Origin of the sequence: Haemophilus sp. oral taxon 851 str. F0397 (assembly GCF_000242295.1) — a bacterium.
Taxonomy (GTDB): Bacteria; Pseudomonadota; Gammaproteobacteria; order Enterobacterales; family Pasteurellaceae; genus Haemophilus.
On record NZ_JH591082.1, the window covers coordinates 2,435 to 22,652 of the forward strand.

General features: G+C 38.7%; 21 protein-coding genes, 1 pseudogene and 1 riboswitch. Of the genes and pseudogenes, 17 read left to right on the forward strand and 5 right to left on the reverse strand.

What is annotated here, in order from left to right:
- Window positions 1–1,444 (reverse strand): autotransporter outer membrane beta-barrel domain-containing protein (locus HMPREF9096_RS09470; protein WP_009500743.1); only part of this gene is annotated, 1,444 nt, incomplete at its 3' end.
- Between the two features lie 163 nt (window positions 1,445–1,607).
- Here HMPREF9096_RS09470 and HMPREF9096_RS01835 point away from each other — a divergent pair.
- From HMPREF9096_RS01835 to HMPREF9096_RS01800, 8 genes are all read left to right on the forward strand, one after another.
- The gene (locus HMPREF9096_RS01835; RefSeq protein WP_009500744.1) at window positions 1,608–2,591 is read left to right on the forward strand and encodes a DNA polymerase III subunit delta'; all 984 of its coding nucleotides are present in this window, start codon (window positions 1,608–1,610) and stop codon (window positions 2,589–2,591) included.
- Between the two features lie 54 nt (window positions 2,592–2,645).
- Complete coding sequence (locus HMPREF9096_RS01830; RefSeq protein WP_009500745.1) at window positions 2,646–3,428, forward strand: YchF/TatD family DNA exonuclease; 783 nt, start codon at window positions 2,646–2,648, stop codon at window positions 3,426–3,428.
- 26 nt (window positions 3,429–3,454) lie between these two features.
- Complete coding sequence (locus HMPREF9096_RS01825; protein ID WP_005626131.1) at window positions 3,455–3,979, forward strand: DUF1523 family protein; 525 nt, start codon at window positions 3,455–3,457, stop codon at window positions 3,977–3,979.
- A gap of 50 nt (window positions 3,980–4,029) precedes the next feature.
- On the forward strand, window positions 4,030–5,328 hold the full coding sequence (locus HMPREF9096_RS01820) for a hemolysin family protein (protein ID WP_009500746.1): 1,299 nt from the start codon (window positions 4,030–4,032) through the stop codon (window positions 5,326–5,328).
- Window positions 5,329–5,400: 72 nt separating this feature from the next.
- On the forward strand, window positions 5,401–5,931 hold the full coding sequence (locus HMPREF9096_RS01815; protein WP_005632738.1) for a hypothetical protein: 531 nt from the start codon (window positions 5,401–5,403) through the stop codon (window positions 5,929–5,931).
- A 71-nt stretch (window positions 5,932–6,002) separates the two neighbouring features.
- Window positions 6,003–7,502, forward strand: a complete 1,500-nt coding sequence (fruB, locus tag HMPREF9096_RS01810; protein ID WP_009500747.1) for a fused PTS fructose transporter subunit IIA/HPr protein — start codon at window positions 6,003–6,005, stop codon at window positions 7,500–7,502.
- 1 nt (window position 7,503) lies between these two features.
- Window positions 7,504–8,445 carry a 1-phosphofructokinase gene (fruK, locus tag HMPREF9096_RS01805; protein WP_009500748.1) on the forward strand — a complete coding sequence of 314 codons (942 nt, stop codon included), beginning with the start codon at window positions 7,504–7,506 and terminating at the stop codon, window positions 8,443–8,445.
- A gap of 1 nt (window position 8,446) precedes the next feature.
- Complete coding sequence (locus tag HMPREF9096_RS01800; RefSeq protein WP_009500749.1) at window positions 8,447–10,117, forward strand: fructose-specific PTS transporter subunit EIIC; 1,671 nt, start codon at window positions 8,447–8,449, stop codon at window positions 10,115–10,117.
- Between the two features lie 61 nt (window positions 10,118–10,178).
- Here the strand turns inward: HMPREF9096_RS01800 and HMPREF9096_RS01795 are convergent, their stop codons facing one another.
- Together HMPREF9096_RS01795 and nadR are read right to left on the reverse strand one after the other, a co-directional pair.
- A complete protein-coding gene (locus HMPREF9096_RS01795) occupies window positions 10,179–10,859 on the reverse strand; it encodes a metallophosphoesterase (protein WP_009500750.1) in 681 nt (226 codons plus the stop codon).
- Window positions 10,856–12,079: pseudogene (gene nadR / locus HMPREF9096_RS01790) on the reverse strand (multifunctional transcriptional regulator/nicotinamide-nucleotide adenylyltransferase/ribosylnicotinamide kinase NadR). Before nadR ends, HMPREF9096_RS01795 begins: the two are co-directional and overlap by 4 nt.
- A riboswitch (FMN riboswitch) is annotated at window positions 12,074–12,251 on the forward strand. (Overlaps the previous pseudogene by 6 nt.)
- An 88-nt stretch (window positions 12,252–12,339) precedes the next feature.
- Between nadR and ribB the strand changes: the two are divergent.
- Together ribB and HMPREF9096_RS01780 are read left to right on the forward strand one after the other, a co-directional pair.
- Window positions 12,340–12,987: a 3,4-dihydroxy-2-butanone-4-phosphate synthase gene (gene ribB, locus HMPREF9096_RS01785; protein ID WP_009500753.1), complete on the forward strand. Its 648-nt coding sequence runs from the start codon at window positions 12,340–12,342 to the stop codon at window positions 12,985–12,987.
- Between the two features lie 90 nt (window positions 12,988–13,077).
- The gene (locus HMPREF9096_RS01780) at window positions 13,078–13,848 is read left to right on the forward strand and encodes a glycosyltransferase family 25 protein (RefSeq protein ID WP_009500754.1); all 771 of its coding nucleotides are present in this window, start codon (window positions 13,078–13,080) and stop codon (window positions 13,846–13,848) included.
- 48 nt (window positions 13,849–13,896) lie between these two features.
- Here the strand turns inward: HMPREF9096_RS01780 and trmL are convergent, their stop codons facing one another.
- Both trmL and rsmD read right to left on the reverse strand, forming a co-directional pair.
- Window positions 13,897–14,379, reverse strand: coding sequence for a tRNA (uridine(34)/cytosine(34)/5-carboxymethylaminomethyluridine(34)-2'-O)-methyltransferase TrmL (gene trmL / locus HMPREF9096_RS01775; protein WP_009500755.1), 483 nt, complete (start codon window positions 14,377–14,379; stop codon window positions 13,897–13,899).
- Between the two features lie 10 nt (window positions 14,380–14,389).
- The gene (gene rsmD, locus HMPREF9096_RS01770) at window positions 14,390–14,971 is read right to left on the reverse strand and encodes a 16S rRNA (guanine(966)-N(2))-methyltransferase RsmD (RefSeq protein ID WP_009500756.1); all 582 of its coding nucleotides are present in this window, start codon (window positions 14,969–14,971) and stop codon (window positions 14,390–14,392) included.
- Between the two features lie 96 nt (window positions 14,972–15,067).
- Here rsmD and ftsY point away from each other — a divergent pair, with 96 nt between their 5' ends.
- The 7 genes from ftsY (at window position 15,068) to rplW (ending at window position 20,216) form a co-directional block, all read left to right on the forward strand.
- Window positions 15,068–16,411: a signal recognition particle-docking protein FtsY gene (gene ftsY / locus HMPREF9096_RS01765; RefSeq protein WP_009500757.1), complete on the forward strand. Its 1,344-nt coding sequence runs from the start codon at window positions 15,068–15,070 to the stop codon at window positions 16,409–16,411.
- Window positions 16,412–16,429: 18 nt separating this feature from the next.
- A complete protein-coding gene (gene ftsE / locus HMPREF9096_RS01760) occupies window positions 16,430–17,086 on the forward strand; it encodes a cell division ATP-binding protein FtsE (protein WP_009500758.1) in 657 nt (218 codons plus the stop codon).
- A gap of 9 nt (window positions 17,087–17,095) precedes the next feature.
- On the forward strand, window positions 17,096–18,028 hold the full coding sequence (gene ftsX, locus HMPREF9096_RS01755) for a permease-like cell division protein FtsX (RefSeq protein WP_009500759.1): 933 nt from the start codon (window positions 17,096–17,098) through the stop codon (window positions 18,026–18,028).
- Between the two features lie 319 nt (window positions 18,029–18,347).
- Window positions 18,348–18,659, forward strand: a complete 312-nt coding sequence (gene rpsJ / locus HMPREF9096_RS0108825; protein ID WP_001181005.1) for a 30S ribosomal protein S10 — start codon at window positions 18,348–18,350, stop codon at window positions 18,657–18,659.
- Window positions 18,660–18,675: 16 nt separating this feature from the next.
- Complete coding sequence (gene rplC / locus HMPREF9096_RS01750) at window positions 18,676–19,302, forward strand: 50S ribosomal protein L3 (protein ID WP_005632753.1); 627 nt, start codon at window positions 18,676–18,678, stop codon at window positions 19,300–19,302.
- A gap of 15 nt (window positions 19,303–19,317) precedes the next feature.
- Window positions 19,318–19,920 (forward strand): 50S ribosomal protein L4, encoded by a 603-nt coding sequence (rplD, locus tag HMPREF9096_RS01745; RefSeq protein ID WP_005625901.1) that lies wholly within the window; start codon window positions 19,318–19,320, stop codon window positions 19,918–19,920.
- Window positions 19,917–20,216 (forward strand): 50S ribosomal protein L23, encoded by a 300-nt coding sequence (gene rplW, locus HMPREF9096_RS01740; protein ID WP_005625900.1) that lies wholly within the window; start codon window positions 19,917–19,919, stop codon window positions 20,214–20,216. Before rplD ends, rplW begins: the two co-directional genes overlap by 4 nt.
- Window positions 20,217–20,218 lie beyond the last annotated feature (2 nt).

Consider the following 20,218-nt stretch of genomic DNA (forward strand, 5'->3'; position numbering starts at 1 on the left):
ACGCACCTGTCTGTTTGTCCTGAAGTTGATGCCATGTTGCATAAATCCCGGCGCTATAACCTTTCATACTTCCTGTTGTAACATTGTCTGTATCTGAGTGACGGAAAGTACTACGTTGTTCTGCTTGTCCACCCATTAAACCAAAGGAAAGTTGATGGTCTTGATTCTGTAAGGAGAAAATATCACCACCAAGTTGTATACCTTTATGGTTTCCTTCTACTGGCGTTGTTTTACCTTGTACATGTTGGCTTGAATGTCCGTTAAGCAAACGTACCCATAGTGCTTTACGTGGTAAAGTGCGGTCAAAAATATCGCTATATTTGTCATTCAAACTTAGGTTGAATAAGGTATTGGCTGCTTGAGCTTGATAAGGATAAAGTTTAATGCTTTCCGGCTCTTGCCACATTGCCCAAAAACCATCGTGATGTTTTTGTAAAAGTAGACGACGAATACCTTTTTTATACTGGCCAACAAGACGAAATGCGTTTGTATTTTCCGTATTTACTTTTACAAGGTAATGTCCGCCGAGATTTTCAAAATTTTCTAATGCTTTTCCTTCAAGAATAATATCAGATGTTCCCGTTACGTCTTTTTCAAAAGTTAAAATTGGAGTTTCAGTAGACTTGTCTTTTAGATCATAAGATAAAATGAAACGACCTTGCCCACCATTATAATTTTCATGAACTACCAAACTTTCGTTTTTTGTATTGAAACGGATATCAGAATTTTCCGTTTTTAAAGAATAGATGTCAGAGTCCCATCTCGGTTCCCAAAGTGAATCTGTTAATGTAAGCTCAGTCAAATTAATGATTTGACCTGCAACATGAGATTTGTTTCTTATTTTAAAACGTAGTGAATAGTACATTGGATCTGCAGAAGCAAAGCTTTCTAGTTTACAATCTGGTGCAAATCTAGTTTCACAACTTTCTAAGTTAGGATATTCTGCTAAATATTTAGCATAGTTTTTACGATGATATCTTATATTATCAACTAGTAGTATTTCACTATTAACATCAGAATTATCAATATAAGCGTATCTTATATTTGTATTAGAAGATGAACCATAATCAGATACAACTCCTGATGCACTACTCCATTCAAAATGTTCATTACGCTTTTTGTCAGTAAACTTAAATGGCTCCTTAAAATCCTTAAGGCTATGCCCTTTTACTACGTCATTGTCATCAGGTAAAAGCTCTCCGTTGCTTTTACTCCCCCTTCCAACTGACGCCAATTTCATCGAGCCTCCTCCTGTCATTGCCCCATTTTCATCATAGAGAAAAAGTTGCCAATGTTCAGAATTTTTATTACGTAATTTTTCCCATCGCTCTATTTCCTCAGCGGAAAAACCATCATAAGAATAATCTACTGCGAATGCGTGAAGAGGAGAGCTGATTAAAATAAACTTTAAGAGAGTTAAATTAAATTTTGCTTTTAATTTCAAAATAATATCCTCAAGGGTTAAGGGCTAAAGGGGGCTAATTATATTCAATATTGAATAAAAAAGCAGCATTTTTATTATATTTTTCTGTTTTATTTTAGATATTATTTATAAAGCCCATTTTAAAACATGTATAATCGTGCTTTCACTCATTACTACACAAAAAATGACCGCACTTTATCCTTGGCTAATGCCAATTTATCATCAAATTGCTCAAACCTTTGACGAAGGTTTGGGGCATCATGCTGTCCTGATTAAAGCTGATTCTGGTTTAGGTGTAGAAAATTTATTTGATGCACTTGCACAGAAAATAATGTGTGTGGCTCAAGGCGATAAACCTTGTGGTCAATGCTATTCTTGTCATTTAATGCAAGCCCATAGCCATCCAGATTATCATGAATTGAGCCCTATTGATGGTAAGGATATTGGCGTTGATCAAGTACGCGACATTAATGAAATGGTTGCTCAACATGCACAACAAAATGGTAATAAAGTGGTGTATGTACAGGGTGCGGAACGTTTAACGGAAGCGGCTGCTAATGCGTTATTGAAAACATTGGAAGAGCCTCGTCCAAATACTTATTTTTTACTTCAGACAGATAGTTCAGCAAGTTTATTGGCAACCATTTATAGTCGATGCCAAGTGTGGAATCTGTCCGTGCCTAATGAACAAATAGCTCTTGATTGGTTGAAATCAGAAAGTGCGGCTGAAAATCAGGAAATTTTGACCGCACTTGCGATGAATCTTGGGCGTCCGCTTTTAGCATTAGAGACTTTACAACAAGGGCTTATTGAACAGCGTAAAAACTTCTTACGTCAATTTTGGGTGTTCTATCGCCGACGTTCACCATTGGAATTGCTTCCGTTGTTTGATAAAGAACGCTATGTTGAGCAAGTGGATTGGATTTTAGCTTTTCTTTCCGATTGTTTAAAACAGAAACTTGAAATTGATAGTCATCGACAAGTTGCCGATCTTGGCCGTGGCATCGAACAATTCAGCGATGAGCAAACCGCTCTTGGTTTATTACAAGCAATCAAAATTATGCAAAAAGTGCGGTCAGATTTGCTTACAATTAATGGTGTGAATGTTGACTTGATGCTATTAGATGGCTTGACGCGATTAGTCACAGAAGTATTTGAAACGCAATAAATTAAAGATATATCGTCTATGGCGTTCAAGCCTTAGGTATAAGGAAAAATAATTATGTTCATTGTTGACTCCCACTGCCATTTAGATGCGTTGGATTATGAAAATTTACATAAAAATATCGCAGATGTGGTGGAAAAAGCGCGCGCGCGTGATGTGAAACATTTGCTCGCGATTGGTGTAACCTTAAGCCGTTTTGAACAGGCTTATGAATCTTTACGCGAATTTAATAATGTCTCGCTTGCTTGCGGTGTTCACCCACTGGATTTTGAAGAGGAACCTTATGACGCAGAACGCTTATTGCGTTTGGCGCAAGATCCGAAAGTGATTGCTATTGGCGAAATTGGATTAGATTATTATTACAGCGCGGACAATAAATCGGATCAACAAGCGGTGTTTGGTAGCCAAATCGATATTGCAAACCAGTTAGATAAGCCTGTAATTATTCATACACGTTCTGCAGGTGATGATACTATTTCAATGTTACGCCAACACCATGCTGAAAAGTGCGGTGGCGTTATTCATTGTTTTACGGAAACTATGGAATTTGCGAAAAAAGCGTTGGATTTAGGCTTTTACATTTCTTGTTCTGGCATTGTCACCTTTAAAAATGCCGAAGCGATTCGTGAGGTTATTCGTTATGTGCCAACGGATCGCTTATTGGTTGAAACGGATTCGCCTTATCTTGCGCCAGTGCCTTATCGCGGAAAAGAAAATCAACCAGCTTATACGAGAGAAGTATGTGAATACGTGGCAACCTTAAAGGGCGTTTCTGCTGAGGCGTTTGCTAGAATCACCACGCAAAATTTCGAGCGTTTATTTAAAATTCGTGTAGAATAAATGCACAGTTCTGACAAGGAAAAAGTATGCGAAAGTTTTTTAAATATTTCTTATTTATTGTTGTTTTTTTATTCCACGGTTTTATGTTTTCCGTAGTGAATTATGTATTTCCCCATTACGATGTGACGCGTGTTACTGGCGTAGAAGTTAAACGTGTTGATAAAGATGGTCCCATCACAAAATCGAATCCAGCTGATGGCCCAACACGTGATGTGTATTACATCAATACGCAAAATGATGATGGCAAAATTATGGTGTATCGCAATGAAGATACACGTTGGGGGTTCCCATTCTACTTCAAATTTGGATCTGCCAATTTACAGGCTGAAGCGCAGGCTTTGGGTAATGACAACAAACTTGTGCAAATTAAATACTATGGTTGGCGTATTACAATGATGGATGAATATCGTAATGCAACCTCAATTAAAGAAATTACTGCTGATGACACGCCAAGTCATCCAATCGTTTCTTGGATTTTCTATGCATTCCTGTTAGCTACTTTATTCTTGTCTATTCAATTTGTTCGCGGCTGGTTTGACAGCGAAGAGTAATATCCTGAACGGCCGCAAAGTGCGGTCGTTTTCTTTCATATTTTTGAGTAATGATTATGGAATTATTTCATACTATTTTGGCGATTATTGCCTTAATTCTAATTAGTGCGGTTGTTTCTTCTGCAGAAATTTCACTGGCGGGTTCGCGTAAATTGAAACTACAAACCCTTGCGAATGAAGGGGATGTGCGCGCGCTTCAAGTGCTTAAATTACAAGAGCATCCTGGTCGTTTTATTACTGTGGTTCAAATCGGTTTGAATATGGTGGCGATTCTTGGCGGGGGAATTGGTGAAAGCGCACTAAGCCCTTATATCGCGGAAATTTTAAGCCGCTCTTTTGTGGGCGATTGGATTGAGCCAACCGCTTCTACAATCGCATTTGTGCTGGTTACTTGTTTCTTTATCTTATTTGCTGATCTTATTCCAAAACGTATTGCTATTACTTATCCTGAAATGGTGGCGTTGCGCGTTGTCGGCATTATGAATTTCAGTATGTTTGTGTTTAAGCCGCTTGTATGGTTTTTTGATACGATTGCTAATGTATTTTTCCGCTTATTTCGTATTTCCACTGTGCGTGAAGATGGCATGACCTCTGAAGATATTTTCGCCGTAGTTGAAGCAGGCGCAGAAGCTGGTGTGTTGAAAACTCAAGAGCATTATTTGATCGAAAATATTTTCGATATGCAATCCCGTACAGTGACTTCCACCATGACAACCCGTGAAAATATCGTGTATTTAGACCGCACTTTTTCTCGCCAAGAAGTCATGGATACGCTTTCTCGTGATTCTCATTCTAAAATCGTGATTTGTGACAATAGCCTCGACAAAATCTTAGGTTATGTCGAATCCCATACGTTACTAACCATGTATTTGCAGAATGAAAATGTGGTTCTCACAGATCCCAAACTACTCCGTAAAGCATTATTTGTGCCTGATACACTTTCTCTTTACGAGGTGTTGGAATTGTTTAAATCTACCGGTGAAGATTTTGCGATTATTGTGAATGAATATGCCCTTGTCGTTGGTATCGTTACGCTAAATGATGTAATGAGTATTGTCATGGGGGAATTAGTTTCTAACGAAGAAGAATATATTGTGAGTCGTGATGAACATTCGTGGCTTATTGATGGCGCAACGCCATTAGAAGATGTGACACGAGTATTAGATATTGAATCTTTCCCAGATGAAGAAAATTACGAAACCATCAGTGGCTTTATGATGTATATGTTACGTAAAATCCCGAAAAAAACCGATTCTGTGGTTTATGGAAAATACAAGTTTGAAGTAATTGATACGGAAAACTTTAAAATCGATCAGATTTTGGTGTCTTTAGTAAAAGAGGCGGAATAATTACCGCCCTTTCTTTAATCCCCTTCAGCCAGTATAATGGCGGCGTTTTATTAACTTTAATCAGGTATGACTATGTTTAAAAAAATCTCTGTTTTATTTTTTACGTTAATGTTGGCAGGTTGTTCTTCTTGGTCATCGGTTACCAACTATATTCCATTTATGGGGAACGATAAAAAAGTGATTGATTTAGATAAAGATAAAATCGATCAAAAATCTTATGCGGCTGCTTATGAAGCGACTGTAGCGACATATAAAGGTCGCGTGAATGAAAATTTCTTTGTAGATAATTTTGCAAGTGGGGCGAATGACTGGTATTTAGGCCGTATTTTAGTTCCTGTGAAACAAATTCAAGATAAACTTTACACCGGCGGTCATGATTCTGATGTATATGCTTATTATAGCGGCGTGTTACATGCGGAAGCATTGCAAGCTAATATTAAACGTTTGAACGCAAATTGTTGGGAAAAAGTGGATTCGCAAAGCATGACTCAAGGTATTTATGATGCGATGCGTGATTTGCAAAAAGGCAAAGAGCGCGGTGAAAATGATGAATATATTGCGCAAGGTAGTGAAGCACTGCTGAAAGCCTGTACATCTAAATAATTGTTTTTCAACAAGCTGCTGGTCGATTTATTTCACCAGCAGCTTTATTTTTAAATTATTAAGGAGCAAGAATGTTAGAACTTTCGGAAAGCAACATTCATTTAAATGCTAACGCAGCTGATAAACAACAAGCGATTGAAATGGCAGCGTCCGCATTAGTTCAAGCAGACAATGTGGAAAATGGTTACTTACAAGGAATGCTAGCGCGCGAACAGCAAACTTCAACCTTTTTAGGCAATGGTATCGCTATTCCTCATGGCACCTTGGATACTCGTTTGATGGTAAAGAAAACGGGCGTGCAAGTGTTTCAATTTCCTCAAGGCATAGAATGGGGAGAAGGAAATATTGCTTATGTCGTGATTGGTATTGCGGCGCGATCTGATGAGCATTTGTCTTTGTTGCGCCAACTAACCCATGTATTGAGTGATGAAGATACCGCAGCGAAATTAGCAAAAATAACGGATATTGCTGAATTTCGCGCGATTTTAATGGGTGAAACTATCGAGCCATTTGAAATTCCTGCTGCTAATATCAGTTTGGATGTAGATACCCAAAGTTTATTAACTTTAGTCGCGATTAATGCGGGGCAATTACAGGTGCAAAGTGCGGTAGAAAATCGCTTTATTTCTGAGGTGATTAATAATGCGGCATTACCGCTTGGCAAAGGGTTATGGGTAACGGATTCTGTCGTAGGAAATGTTAAAAATGCTTTAGCATTTAGCCGAGCCAAAACAATTTTTAGCCACAATGGCAAAGCAGTAAAAGGCGTGATAACTGTTGCAGCCGTCAGTGATCAAATTAATCCAACTTTAGCGCGTTTATTAGATGACGATGTCCAAACAACCTTGCTCAATGGTTATTCAACAGAAATTTTGACCGCACTTTTGGGTTCAGAGTGTGATGTTGAAACTCAATCTGTAGAAGGTGCTGTTGTGGGAACCTTTACGATTCGTAATGAACATGGTTTACATGCGCGTCCAAGTGCAAATTTGGTTAATGAAGTGAAAAAATTCACTTCGAAAATTACCGTGCAAAATCTTACTCGTGAAAGTGAAGTCGTGAGTGCAAAAAGTTTGATGAAGATTGTTGCGCTTGGAGTAACGCAAGGTCATCGTTTACGTTTTGTGGCAGAAGGGGAAGATGCAAAACAAGCTATTGAAGCATTGGGCAAAGCGATTGCTGATGGTTTGGGCGAGAATGTTTCTGCAGTGCCGCCATCTGAACCAGATACCATTGAGATTATGGGGGAACAAATTCACGCACCAGCGGTAAGCGAAGATCATAACTTGCCAGCAAATGCTATTGAAGCCGTGTTTGTAATTAAAAACGAACACGGTTTGCACGCTCGCCCAAGTGCGGTGTTGGTAAACGAAGTGAAAAAATATAATGCCTCTGTGGCGGTTCAAAATCTTGATCGTAATTCTCAATTAGTGAGCGCTAAAAGTTTGATAAAAATTGTGGCATTAGGTGTGGTGAAAGGGACTCGTTTACGTTTTGTTGCGACGGGCGATGAAGCGCAACAGGCTATTGACGGAATCGGTGCGGTGATTGAATCGGGTTTAGGTGAATAGTATGGCAAGCGTCGTAACAATTACTTTAAATGCCGCCTATGATTTAGTCGGGCGTTTAAATCGTATCCAACTTGGTGAAGTAAATACCGTAGAAACCCTTGGTTTATTTCCTGCAGGGAAAGGAATTAATGTCGCAAAAGTATTAAAGGATTTGGGCGTTGATGTCGCAGTAGGTGGCTTTTTGGGCGAGGATAATTCAGCTGATTTCGAGCAAATGTTTAATAAGCACGGTTTGGAAGATAAATTCCACCGTGTGGATGGAAAAACACGTATCAATGTAAAAATTACCGAAACTGAAGCGGATGTGACAGATTTAAATTTCTTGGGATATCAAATAAATCCACAAGTTTGGCAACAATTTGTGACGGATTCTTTGGCTTATTGTTTAAATTATGACATTGTCGCAGTTTGTGGCAGTTTACCTCGAGGTGTATCTTCTGAATTATTTGCTGATTGGTTGAATCAGCTCCACCAAGCTGGCGTAAAAGTTGTACTTGATAGTAGCAATGCTGCACTCACCACTGGATTAAAAGCGAAACCTTGGCTAGTAAAACCCAATCATCGAGAACTTGAGGCTTGGATTTGTCATCCATTAAATCGTCTTGAAGAAATTATTGCCGCAGCACAACAACTCAAAGCGGAAGGCATTGAAAACGTGATTATTTCAATGGGCGCAAAAGGTTCTTTATGGATTAATAATGAAGGCGTGCTCAAAGCCAAACCACCAAAATGTGAAAATGTAGTGAGTACGGTTGGGGCAGGGGATTCAATGGTAGCAGGCTTAATTTATGGTTTTGAAAAAGGTTTATCAAAAGCAGAAACCTTAGCGTTTGCTACGGCTGTGTCCGCTTTTGCTGTGTCTCAAAGTAATGTCGGTGTGAGTGATTTGAGTTTACTTGACCCCATTTTAGAAAAAGTACAAATAACGATGATTGAAGGATAGTATGAAGTTATTTTTAACCCAATCAGCTAATGTAGGCGATGCGAAAGCCTATTTATTACATGAAGTTTTTCGAGCAGCTGCACAAAAAGCGAATGTCTCTATTGTAGAAACACCAGACGAAGCAGATCTTGTTCTCGTATTTGGTTCTGTATTACCAAATAACCCTGCGTTAGTTGGTAAAAAAGTCTTTATTATCGGCGAAGCTATCGCCATGATTTCTCCTGAAGTAACGTTGGCAAATGCCTTAGCCAATGGAGCTGATTATGTTGCACCGAAAAGTGCGGTGAGTTTTACGGGTGTTTCTGGTGTAAAAAATATTGTTGCGGTAACTGCTTGTCCAACTGGCGTTGCACATACGTTTATGTCAGCCGAAGCGATCGAAACCTATGCGAAAAAACAAGGTTGGAATGTGAAAGTTGAAACCCGTGGTCAAGTTGGGGCTGGCAATGAAATTACTGCAGAAGAAGTCTCGGCGGCTGATTTGGTATTTATTGCAGCAGATATTGATGTGCCTTTAGATAAATTTAAAGGTAAACCAATGTACCGTACTTCAACAGGATTAGCCCTGAAGAAAACCGAGCAAGAATTTGATAAAGCATTTAAAGAAGCCAAAATTTTTGATGGTGGAAATAATGCGGAATCGAAAGAAGAAAACCGTGAGAAAAAAGGTGTGTACAAACACTTAATGACTGGTGTTTCTCATATGTTACCGTTAGTGGTTGCGGGTGGATTATTGATCGCGATTTCCTTTATGTTCAGTTTTAATGTAATTGAAAATACAGGAGTTTTTCAAGATCTTCCTAATATGTTAATGAATATCGGTAGTGGTGTGGCGTTCAAGTTAATGATTGCCGTGTTTGCCGGTTACGTTGCATTTTCTATCGCGGATCGTCCAGGGCTTGCAGTTGGTTTGATTGCTGGGATGCTGGCAAGTGAAGCGGGCGCAGGGATTCTTGGTGGTATTATTGCGGGTTTCTTAGCAGGCTATGTGGTGAAAGGGCTAAATGTGATTATTCGATTGCCAGCAAGCCTGACTTCATTAAAACCGATTTTAATTTTACCGCTCTTGGGTTCGATGATTGTTGGCTTGACGATGATTTACCTAATCAATCCACCAGTGGCTGAAATTATGAAAGAGCTAAGTAATTGGCTTACTTCAATGGGCGAAGTGAATGCGATTGTGTTAGGCGCAATTATCGGCGCAATGATGTGTATCGATATGGGCGGGCCGGTAAATAAAGCTGCATACACCTTTTCTGTTGGGTTGATTGCATCCCAAGTTTATACGCCAATGGCTGCGGCAATGGCTGCGGGTATGGTTCCACCAATTGGTATGACAGTGGCGACTTGGATTGCTCGCAATAAATTCACCGTTAGCCAACGCGATGCGGGGAAAGCATCATTCGTTCTTGGTTTATGTTTTATTTCCGAAGGTGCATTACCATTTGTGGCAGCAGATCCAATTCGAGTCATTATTAGCTCAGTGATTGGTGGTGCGGTGGCTGGTGCGATTTCAATGGGATTAAATATTACATTACAAGCTCCACACGGTGGATTATTTGTCATTCCATTTGTATCTGAACCATTGAAATATCTTGGTGCAATTGCGATTGGTGCTTTATCAACAGGTGTGGTTTACGCCGTCATTAAATCGAAAAACAATGCGGAATAATACCGCACTTTGAATGTAAAAAAGCCGATTCATTTGAATCGGCTTTTGTTTTGGAATAGATTTATTTTTCACGATCGTCGATAGTTTGTAGCAAATAATTTCCATCTGCATCAGCAAGACTGCGGAAACCTACATTTGTGATTTTGTAGGGATACTTTGTTCGATAAGTAAAGTTTTCGTGATGATGACCGTGGAATACTTGCTTAACCCCCATCTTCATTGCCAAATCATTAATCACTTGGAAACCCATCGGATGTGGCTTAGGGGCTTCGTGACAAATCAACACATCCGCTTGTTGGTTTTCTAAGATTTCAATATCCGATGGGAAAATTGACGTGCGATGACGTAAAGGCACACCGCCTCGCCAGATTTTCTCTTGTGGGCTATATTGACAATAATGAATAGGATCAAAAAACATGGGGCGATTTGGCGGCATCCAAATTTGCCCTCGGAATACACCGCCTAATCCCGCAATGCGGGTGCCTTGAATATCAACTACGCGATTGTGTAAATTCCGTGATTGCCATTCAGAACCCCAAATCGCATCAAAAGCACTAATTGTTTTGCTATCATGATTTCCATGAATAAACCAAATATCACAATGTTTAGCAAGTTTATCCAACTCATCTGTTGTCGTAAGCTGTAAATCGCCTAAAATTATGAGTGCGACATTTTCCTGTTCTTTCACAAAAGGGTAAATATGATCGTAGCTTCCGTGTGGATCACCGGCAAATAAGATCATTGATGTTTTCCTTTTATAACAAATGGACTATTTTGCAATTCACTGATTTCTTCTTCATTTAACACTTTCTCAATGACTGCTTTAACTTGGTTATAACGATCAAGATAACTTGGCGATTCAATCTCTATATAAGGAACTTTATATTTATCTAACAGTTTTTTGAGTAGTTGTTGAAATTGTTGGCGTTGCTTTTGTGAACCTAAACTGCGCAAGCCATCATCCACCCACTCAGTATTATTTTTAAGCAAAATAGTGACATCGAAGGGATATTCTTTAATCATCGAGTCTAAAAATGGATGGGCTTTTCCTTCGTATTGAATACAGAACGCTTGCGTGGTGATGAAATCCGTATCAATAAATGCAATTTTATGTGCATGGCGCACGGCATAATCAATATATCGTTGATGACCAAGAGCCATTTGCGGATAGTCAGAATATTGCATCGCTTGCTCATTACCACCCAGTTTTTCAAATACAAATTCACGTCCGTATTCCCACGCGGAAGTGGTATTAAATACGGCAGCTAACTTATTCACCAGCACACTTTTACCGCTACTTTCTCCCCCTAAAATAGCCACAGTTTTAGCAAAGAAAGGACGAACTTCTTTCGGAATAAATTTCCAATATTGGAATGGTGTGGTGCGAATTTTGGTGGCAGACACATTAAAGAAAGTGCGGTCAGGATCGACTAACGATACTTCTAAACCTAAGTATTTCTCGTAAGGTGCTTTATCTTGAGGTTCGCTACTAAATACGATTGAAGGTTTAAAATGTTTTTCATTAAATAGAGTTTTAACCGCTTCACTCCAAGATTGCCAGCCATTTGGATAACTTGGAATACCGTCTTCAACCAAATGATGAATAAAAATCTGATTTTTTTGATATTTGAAAATTTGCTGCATCCAACGTAAACGATCTTGCACGGTTGGCATACGTTTCATTTTACTATCGTAAAATAATTTCAAATCGCGTTCTGTATCACTACACACGATAACGTGTAGTTCATCGACTTTACTGAACGCTTCATAAATCATATTTATATGGCCTGTGTGCACGGGATAAAATTTCCCGAAAATGACACCGACTTTTTTCTCTTTTGCTTTTGACATAATCCGCTCTTAATAGCGTAAGAATTGAGTGCGTTTATTGTAGGCTAAATGAAAATATTTTTCACGTTCTGATTTAGTGCCTAGGTATTTTGCGCTATACTTAGTGAGCATTCTCAGGGCAGGGTGAAATTCCCTACCGGTGGTAAAGCCCACGAGCGTTTAAAAGTGCGGTCAATTTTTGGCAAATTTTTCTTGCTAAATTGCCCTAACTTTCACTTTTAAAGTCAGCAGATTTGGTGAAATTCCAAAGCCGACAGTAAAGTCTGGATGAAAGAGAATAAAACGAGTTGGGTTCCCAAATCGTTCATTTTATTTGCATTTCTCAGCCCTGATTCTGGTATTTAATTGAAATCTCAAATTAGGAAATTACTATGAATCAGTCAATTTTATCTCCATTCGGCAATACCGCTGAAGAACGCGTACTTAACGCAATTAATGCCTTCAAAAATGGAAATGGCGTATTAGTTTTAGATGATGAAGATCGTGAAAATGAAGGCGATTTAATTTTCCCAGCAGAAACAATCACGCCAGAGCAAATGGCAAAATTAATTCGTTATGGAAGTGGTATCGTTTGTTTATGCATTACCGATAAACGTTGCCAACAACTCGATTTACCGCCAATGGTAGAACATAATAATAGCGTAAACAAAACGGCTTTTACTGTAACGATTGAAGCCGCGAAAGGTGTTTCTACAGGCGTATCTGCCGCAGACCGAGTCACAACCATTAAAACAGCGATTGCTGATAATGCAGTTCCAAAAGATTTACATCGTCCCGGTCATGTTTTTCCACTTCGTGCAGCAAATGGTGGCGTACTTACCCGCCGCGGACACACTGAAGCTTCTGTTGATTTAGCACGTCTAGCTGGATTTAAACATGCAGGTGTGATTTGTGAAATCACGAATGACGACGGCACAATGGCTCGCGCCCCTGAGATTGTAGAATTTGCAAAGAAATTTGGTTATTCTGTGCTAACCATTGAAGATTTGGTTGAATATCGTTTAGCGCATAATATTTAGTATGAAGAAGCGCGGTGAAAATTTCTATGATTTTTCACCGCACTTTTTATATTATACCGTTCCACATTTTTATTTATTTTGGTGACTTTTATGCAGAGCACAGCACAACACAATTATGTCATTAGTTTAACTACTGAACAAAAACGCCGAAAACATATTACAGAAGAATTTGGTAAGCAGAATATTCCTTTCGCATTTTTTGATGCTATCACGCCTGACCTTATTGAAGAAACTGCTAAAAAATTTAATATTACATTAGATCGTTCTCCTCAAGCCAAGTTATCAGATGGAGAAATTGGTTGTGCATTAAGTCATATTGTCTTGTGGAATTTAGCCTTAGAGAACAATTTAAACTATATCAATATTTTTGAAGATGACATTCATCTGGGAGAAAATGCTAAAGAATTATTAGAAATTGATTATATTTCTGATGATATTCATGTTTTAAAATTAGAAGCAAATGGCAAGATGTTCTTTAAAAAACCACAATCTGTAAAATGTGATAGAAATATTTATCCTATTACGGTAAAGCAATCTGGAACTGCTGGATATACTGTTACAGCGAAAGGGGCTAAATATTTACTTGAATTAGTAAAAAACAAACCACTTGATGTAGCAGTTGATTCTCTTGTTTTTGAGGATTTTTTGCATTTTAATAATTACAAAATAGTGCAACTTTCACCGGGTATTTGCGTTCAAGATTTTGTGTTGCATCCAGATCATCCTTTTGAAAGCAGTTTAAAAGAGGGGAGAGATAGAGTGCATGGAAGTCAACGTGAGTTTTCTATTTTAGAAAAAATAAAAAATGAATTTGGCCGAGTGAAAATAAAAATGTTCGGAAAACAAGTCCCATTTAAATAACAAAAGAGCGGTTAAAAATCTCATTGAATTTTTAACCGCTCTTTTCGTTTATTTTACTTCTGGCAAATTTACTGCACCTTCGTAGCCTAATTGTCGCCAAGCTTCATAAACCGTTACTGCGACAGAATTAGACAAGTTCATACTGCGGCTATTGGCTGTCATTGGAATACGGATTTTTTGTTCCATCGGCATTTTATTTAAAATTGACATTGGAATGCCGCGAGTTTCGGGGCCAAACATTAAATAATCCCCAAGTTCAAACTTAACCTGGCTATGTGCTGGACTGCCTTTTGTTGTAAGTGCAAAGAGACGCTTGGGTTTTTCGCTTTCTAAAAAGGCTTCAAAAGTCTTGTGGCGTTTGATTTCTGCAAATTCGTGATAATCCAAACCTGAGCGACGTAAGCGTTTATCATCCCAGGTGAAACCTAGCGGTTCAATTAAGTGCAAGCGAAATCCTGTATTGGCGCAAAGGCGGATAATATTGCCCGTATTTTGGGGAATTTCTGGTTCATATAAAACAATATCTAACATAATTTTTTCTCTAATTTTGATATAAACGATAACTCACCATTCCTGTCGTTTTTTCTTTCAATAACGTCCAGTTTTGAGGTGTAATGAGTGGTTTATCTTTCTCTGTTTCTACGTAAATTAACGCATTGGGTTTTAGCCAATTATTTTCGCAAAGCAAGTTAATTGCTTGTTCTGCCAAATTAAAATGAAAGGGTGGATCTAAAAACACCACATCAAAGTGCGGTTGATTTTGTGGCTGTTTTAGAAAATCCAAACTACTTTGATTAATCACTTCGGCCTGTTCTGATGAGCATTTGAGCGTTTGTAAATTCTTTTTTAATTGATTGGCGACGATTTTATCTAGTTCTAAAAAAGTCACCTTTTTCGCTTGGCGAGAAAGTGCTTCAAAACCTAATGAGCCACTCCCCGCAAAGCCATCTAAACATTCAGACTGATGGATATAAGGCATTAACCAATTAAAAAGCGTTTCTTTCACTCTATCGCCAGTTGGGCGTAAGCCTTCTGAATTTAATACTGGAAGTTTTCGCCCTCGCCATAGCCCAGCAATAATGCGAACCTCGCCCTTTGCATTTGGCGTTTGTATTTTTTTCATAAAGATTCGATTTTTATTGAAAATTGTGCTTAGTTTAGACGATTTTTTGCTAGAATAAACGACATTTTTATCGGATTACAGTTAAGAGAGCATTTTATGGCTGAAGAAAATAAAAAAGGCGGATTTTGGGCATCGTTATTTGGGCGTAATAAAAAGCAAGATGAACCTAAAATTGAGCCGATAATTGAAGAAGAAAAGATTAAAGATGTCGAGCCATCTATTGAAAAACTTGAAACTCATGATTTAGTTGAGGAACCGTCTGAATTAGAGGCAGTAGAAAGTGCGGTGGATTCTGAGCCGTTTTTAGCAGAAAGCATTGAGACGAATGAAATCGTTGAAGAAGAAAAAATACAGGAAATTTCAACTGCACTTGGGCCCGTCGGAGAAATCATCGAAGCGAAAAATTTAGAAGATGATCTTCCGATTACAGAAACCGTGGTTGAATCTGAAATTGTTGAAGATATTAAAGATGAGCTTCAGCCTGTTGTTGAAATTGAAACTCGCGAAAAGCCAAGTGAAGGGGGCTTTTTTAGTCGTTTAGTTAAGGGATTACTGAAAACTAAACAAAATATTGGCGCGGGTTTTCGTAGTTTTTTCTTAGGAAAGAAAATTGATGATGAGTTGTTTGAAGAATTGGAAGAACAACTTTTGATTGCGGATATTGGCGTGCCGACAACAAGTAAAATCATCAAAAATTTGACTGAACATGCAAGTCGCAAAGAATTACAAGATGCCGAACTTTTATATCAACAATTAAAAGTAGAAATGGCTGATATTCTTGAGCCAGTGGCACAACCGTTAGAGATTGATAGCACGAAAAAACCTTATGTGGTTTTAATGGTGGGCGTAAATGGCGTGGGTAAAACGACGACAATTGGTAAGCTTGCACGTAAATTTCAGGCTGAAGGAAAATCAGTGATGCTTGCGGCGGGCGATACTTTCCGTGCGGCGGCAGTTGAGCAGCTTCAAGTTTGGGGAGAACGCAATCATATTCCAGTTGTTGCGCAAAGCACCGGCTCTGATTCTGCATCGGTGATTTTTGATGCGATGCAATCAGCGGCTGCACGAAATATTGATATTCTTATTGCGGATACGGCGGGTCGTCTGCAAAATAAAAATAACTTAATGGCCGAGCTGAAAAAAATTGTTCGTGTTATGAAAAAATATGACGAAACTGCACCACATGAAATTATGCTTACGCTGGATGCTGGAACGGGACAAAATGCTATTAGCCAAGCGAAGTTATTTAATGAGGCTGTCGGTTTAACAGGGATCTCTCTAACAAAATTAGATGGTACGGCAAAAGGCGGCGTGATTTTTGCCATAGCCGATCAGTTTAAGTTGCCTATTCGCTATATTGGTGTAGGTGAGAAAATTGAAGATTTACGTGAGTTTAATGCCAAAGAATTTATTGAGGCATTATTCGTTAATGAAGAATAAAAAGAATAAGGAAAAATTGTGATTAAGTTCTCAAATGTTTCTAAAGCCTATCATGGCGCAACGCAGCCAGCGTTACAAGGCTTGAATTTTCATCTTCCTGTGGGAAGTATGACTTACTTAGTCGGGCATTCAGGCGCAGGGAAAAGTACATTACTCAAGCTTATTATGGGGATGGAAAAAGCCAACGCGGGTCAAATTTGGTTTAACGGACACGATATTACTCGCTTGTCAAAATATGAAATTCCATTTTTGCGTCGCCAAATTGGTATGGTTCACCAAGATTATCGTTTATTAACAGATCGTACGGTGGTGGAAAATGTGGCATTGCCATTGATTATTGCAGGTATGCATCCAAAAGATGCGCATACACGTGCGATGGCATCTTTAGATCGTGTAGGATTACGTAGTAAAGCGCACTATTTGCCACCACAAATTTCTGGCGGGGAGCAGCAACGCGTTGATATTGCACGTGCGATTGTGCATAAACCTCAGCTCTTACTAGCAGATGAACCAACGGGTAATTTAGACGATGAACTTTCTTTAGGCATTTTTAATTTGTTTGAAGAATTTAATCGTCTCGGAATGACGGTGTTAATTGCTACTCACGACATTAATTTAATTCAACAAAAACCAAAACCTTGTCTTGTGCTTGAACAAGGTTATTTACGTTATTAAGGAATAATCATGAGCCGACCAACGGATGCATCCTTTTTTGTTCAAACAGCCTATACTTTGCGTGCAGTATGGACGGATTTATGGCAACGTAAATTTGGCACACTACTCACGATTTTGGTGATTGCTGTATCTCTGACAATCCCAACCGTAAGCTATTTAATGTGGAAAAATTTACATTTAGCAACCACGCAATTTTATCCTGAAAGTGAATTGACGATTTATCTTCACAAAAATTTAAGTGAAGAAGACGCGAATTTAGTAGTAGAGAAAATTCGTCAACAAGAAGGGGTGGAATCACTGAATTATGTTTCTCGCCAAGAAAGTTTAAAGGAATTTAAAAGCTGGTCTGGCTTTGGCGAAGAATTAGAAATTTTAGATGATAATCCATTACCAGCTGTCGTTATGGTAAAACCAACGAGCGAATTTAATGTTTCAGAAAAACGTGATGAGTTACGTACCAATTTAACTAAAATTAAAGGGGTACAAGAAGTTCGCTTGGATAACGACTGGATGGAAAAATTAACCGCACTTTCTTGGTTAATCGCCCATGTGGCAATTTTCTGCACTGTATTAATGACGATAGCGGTATTTTTGGTTATTGGTAACAGTATTCGCTCTGATGTGTATAGTAGCCGATCAAGTATTGATGTGATGAAATTGCTTGGTGCAACAGATCAATTTATCCTTCGTCCTTACCTTTATACAGGGATGATTTATGCTGTATTAGGTGGATTAGCTGCTGCAATTTTTAGTAGTTTTATTATCAGCTATTTTACTTCTGCCGTGAAATATGTAACGGATATTTTTGCCGTTCAATTCAGTTTGAATGGATTAGGCGTTGGCGAATTTGTATTCTTATTAGTGTTCTGTTTAATTATGGGATATGTTGGTGCGTGGATTGTAGCAAAACGACATATCACGCTATTAGATAACCATCATTAATTTTAATATGTGAAGTGCGGTGATTTTTCTAGGTATTTTTCGATGAGAAAATACGGCGATAAATGACCGCACTTTTTATTTGCTTTGAATAAATCCCTTGCAATTTGTTTAACTTTTGTGTAGTATTTGTGAGCTTTCAGTATGAAAGCCGTTTAATGTAATCATTTATTAAACGAGCATGACGATATGTCACGCTAAACAATGTTTCCGATTTGGAGACTATATAACAGGTAACTTGCACCTCCTTTTCTATTTTGAAGTTAGAATTGTGATTGGTGTTGGTTTTTTATTAGCTAAATTTTATTGGAGCTCTGGTCTAATGCAGAACCAAAGAATCCGTATCCGCTTAAAAGCTTTCGATCACCGTTTGATCGATCAATCTACTGCGGAGATCGTAGAAACAGCTAAACGTACTGGTGCACAAGTTCGTGGTCCAATTCCTTTACCAACTCGTAAAGAGCGTTTCACCGTGTTGATTTCTCCACACGTGAACAAAGACGCACGTGACCAATACGAAATTCGTACTCACAAACGTTTAGTAGATATCGTAGAGCCAACAGAAAAAACTGTTGATGCATTAATGCGTTTAGATTTGGCTGCCGGCGTGGACGTGCAGATCAGCCTAGGTTAATTAAGAGGTTATTACAATGATTGGTTTAGTCGGTCGTAAAGTTGGTATGACCCGTATCTTCAATGAAGACGGTGTTTCTGTACCAGTTACCGTTATCGAAATCGAAGCCAACCGCGTAACTCAAGTTAAAACTCTTGAAAACGATGGCTATACTGCAGTTCAAGTTACTACTGGTTCTAAAAAAGCGAATCGTGTAACTAAACCTGAAGCAGGCCATTTCGTGAAAGCAGGTGTTGAAGCTGGTCGCGGTTTATGGGAATTTCGTACTGAAGGTGAAGAATTCACTTTAGGTCAAGAAATCAATGTTGACATCTTTGCAGATGTTAAAAAAGTAGATGTTACCGGTACTTCTAAAGGTAAAGGTTTCCAAGGTGGTGTTAAACGTTGGAACTTCCGTACTCAAGATGCGACTCATGGTAACTCTTTATCACATCGTGTACTTGGTTCTATTGGTCAAAACCAAACTCCAGGTCGTGTGTTTAAAGGTAAAAAAATGGCAGGACATTTAGGTGCTGAACGTGTAACTGTTCAATCACTTGAAGTTGTTCGTGTAGATGCTGAGCGTAAATTGCTATTAGTAAAAGGTTCTGTACCTGGTGCTATCAATGGCGATGTTATCGTTAAGCCAGCAGTTAAAGCATAAGTCTAGGAGATAGAGATGGAATTACAAGTTGTAGGTGCAAACGCACTAACTGTTTCTGAAACTACCTTCGGACGTGAGTTTAACGAAGCGTTGATCCACCAAGTTGTTGTTGCTTATGCAGCAGGTGCGCGTCAAGGTACTCGTGCGCAAAAAACTCGTGCTGAAGTGTCTGGTTCAGGTAAAAAACCTTGGCGTCAAAAAGGTACAGGTCGTGCTCGTGCTGGTGATATCAAATCACCAATCTGGCGTTCTGGTGGTATAACCTTCGCGGCTAAACCACAAGATCACAGCCAAAAAGTGAACAAGAAAATGTACCGTGGTGCTATCAAAAGCATTCTTTCTGAATTAGTTCGTCAAGACCGTTTGGTTGTTGTTGAAAAATTCGAATTAGATGCACCAAAAACTAAAGTTTTAGTACAAAAATTAAAAGATTTAGCAGTTGAAGATGCATTAATTATCACAGCAAGTTTAGATGAAAATCTATTCTTAGCAGCACGTAACTTATACAAAGTTGATGTACGTGATGTTCAAGGTATCGATCCAGTTAGCTTAATCGCTTTCGATAAAGTGATTGTTACTGTTGACGCTGTGAAACAAATTGAGGAGATCCTAGCATGAGTCAAGAACGTTTGCTAAGCGTGCTACGTGCACCGCACATCTCTGAAAAAGCAACTAACAATGCTGAAAAATCTAACACTGTTGTACTTAAAGTTGCTTTAGATGCGAACAAAGCTGAAATTGCTGCTGCTGTTGCTCAATTATTTGAAGTAAAAGTTGACTCTGTTCGTACCGTGGTTGTTAAAGGTAAAACTAAACGCCGTGGTAGCAAAATGGGTCGTCGCAGCGACTGGAAAAAAGCTTATGTAACTTTAGCCGAAGGCCAAAATTTGGACTTCGTGGACAGTGCAGAGTAATC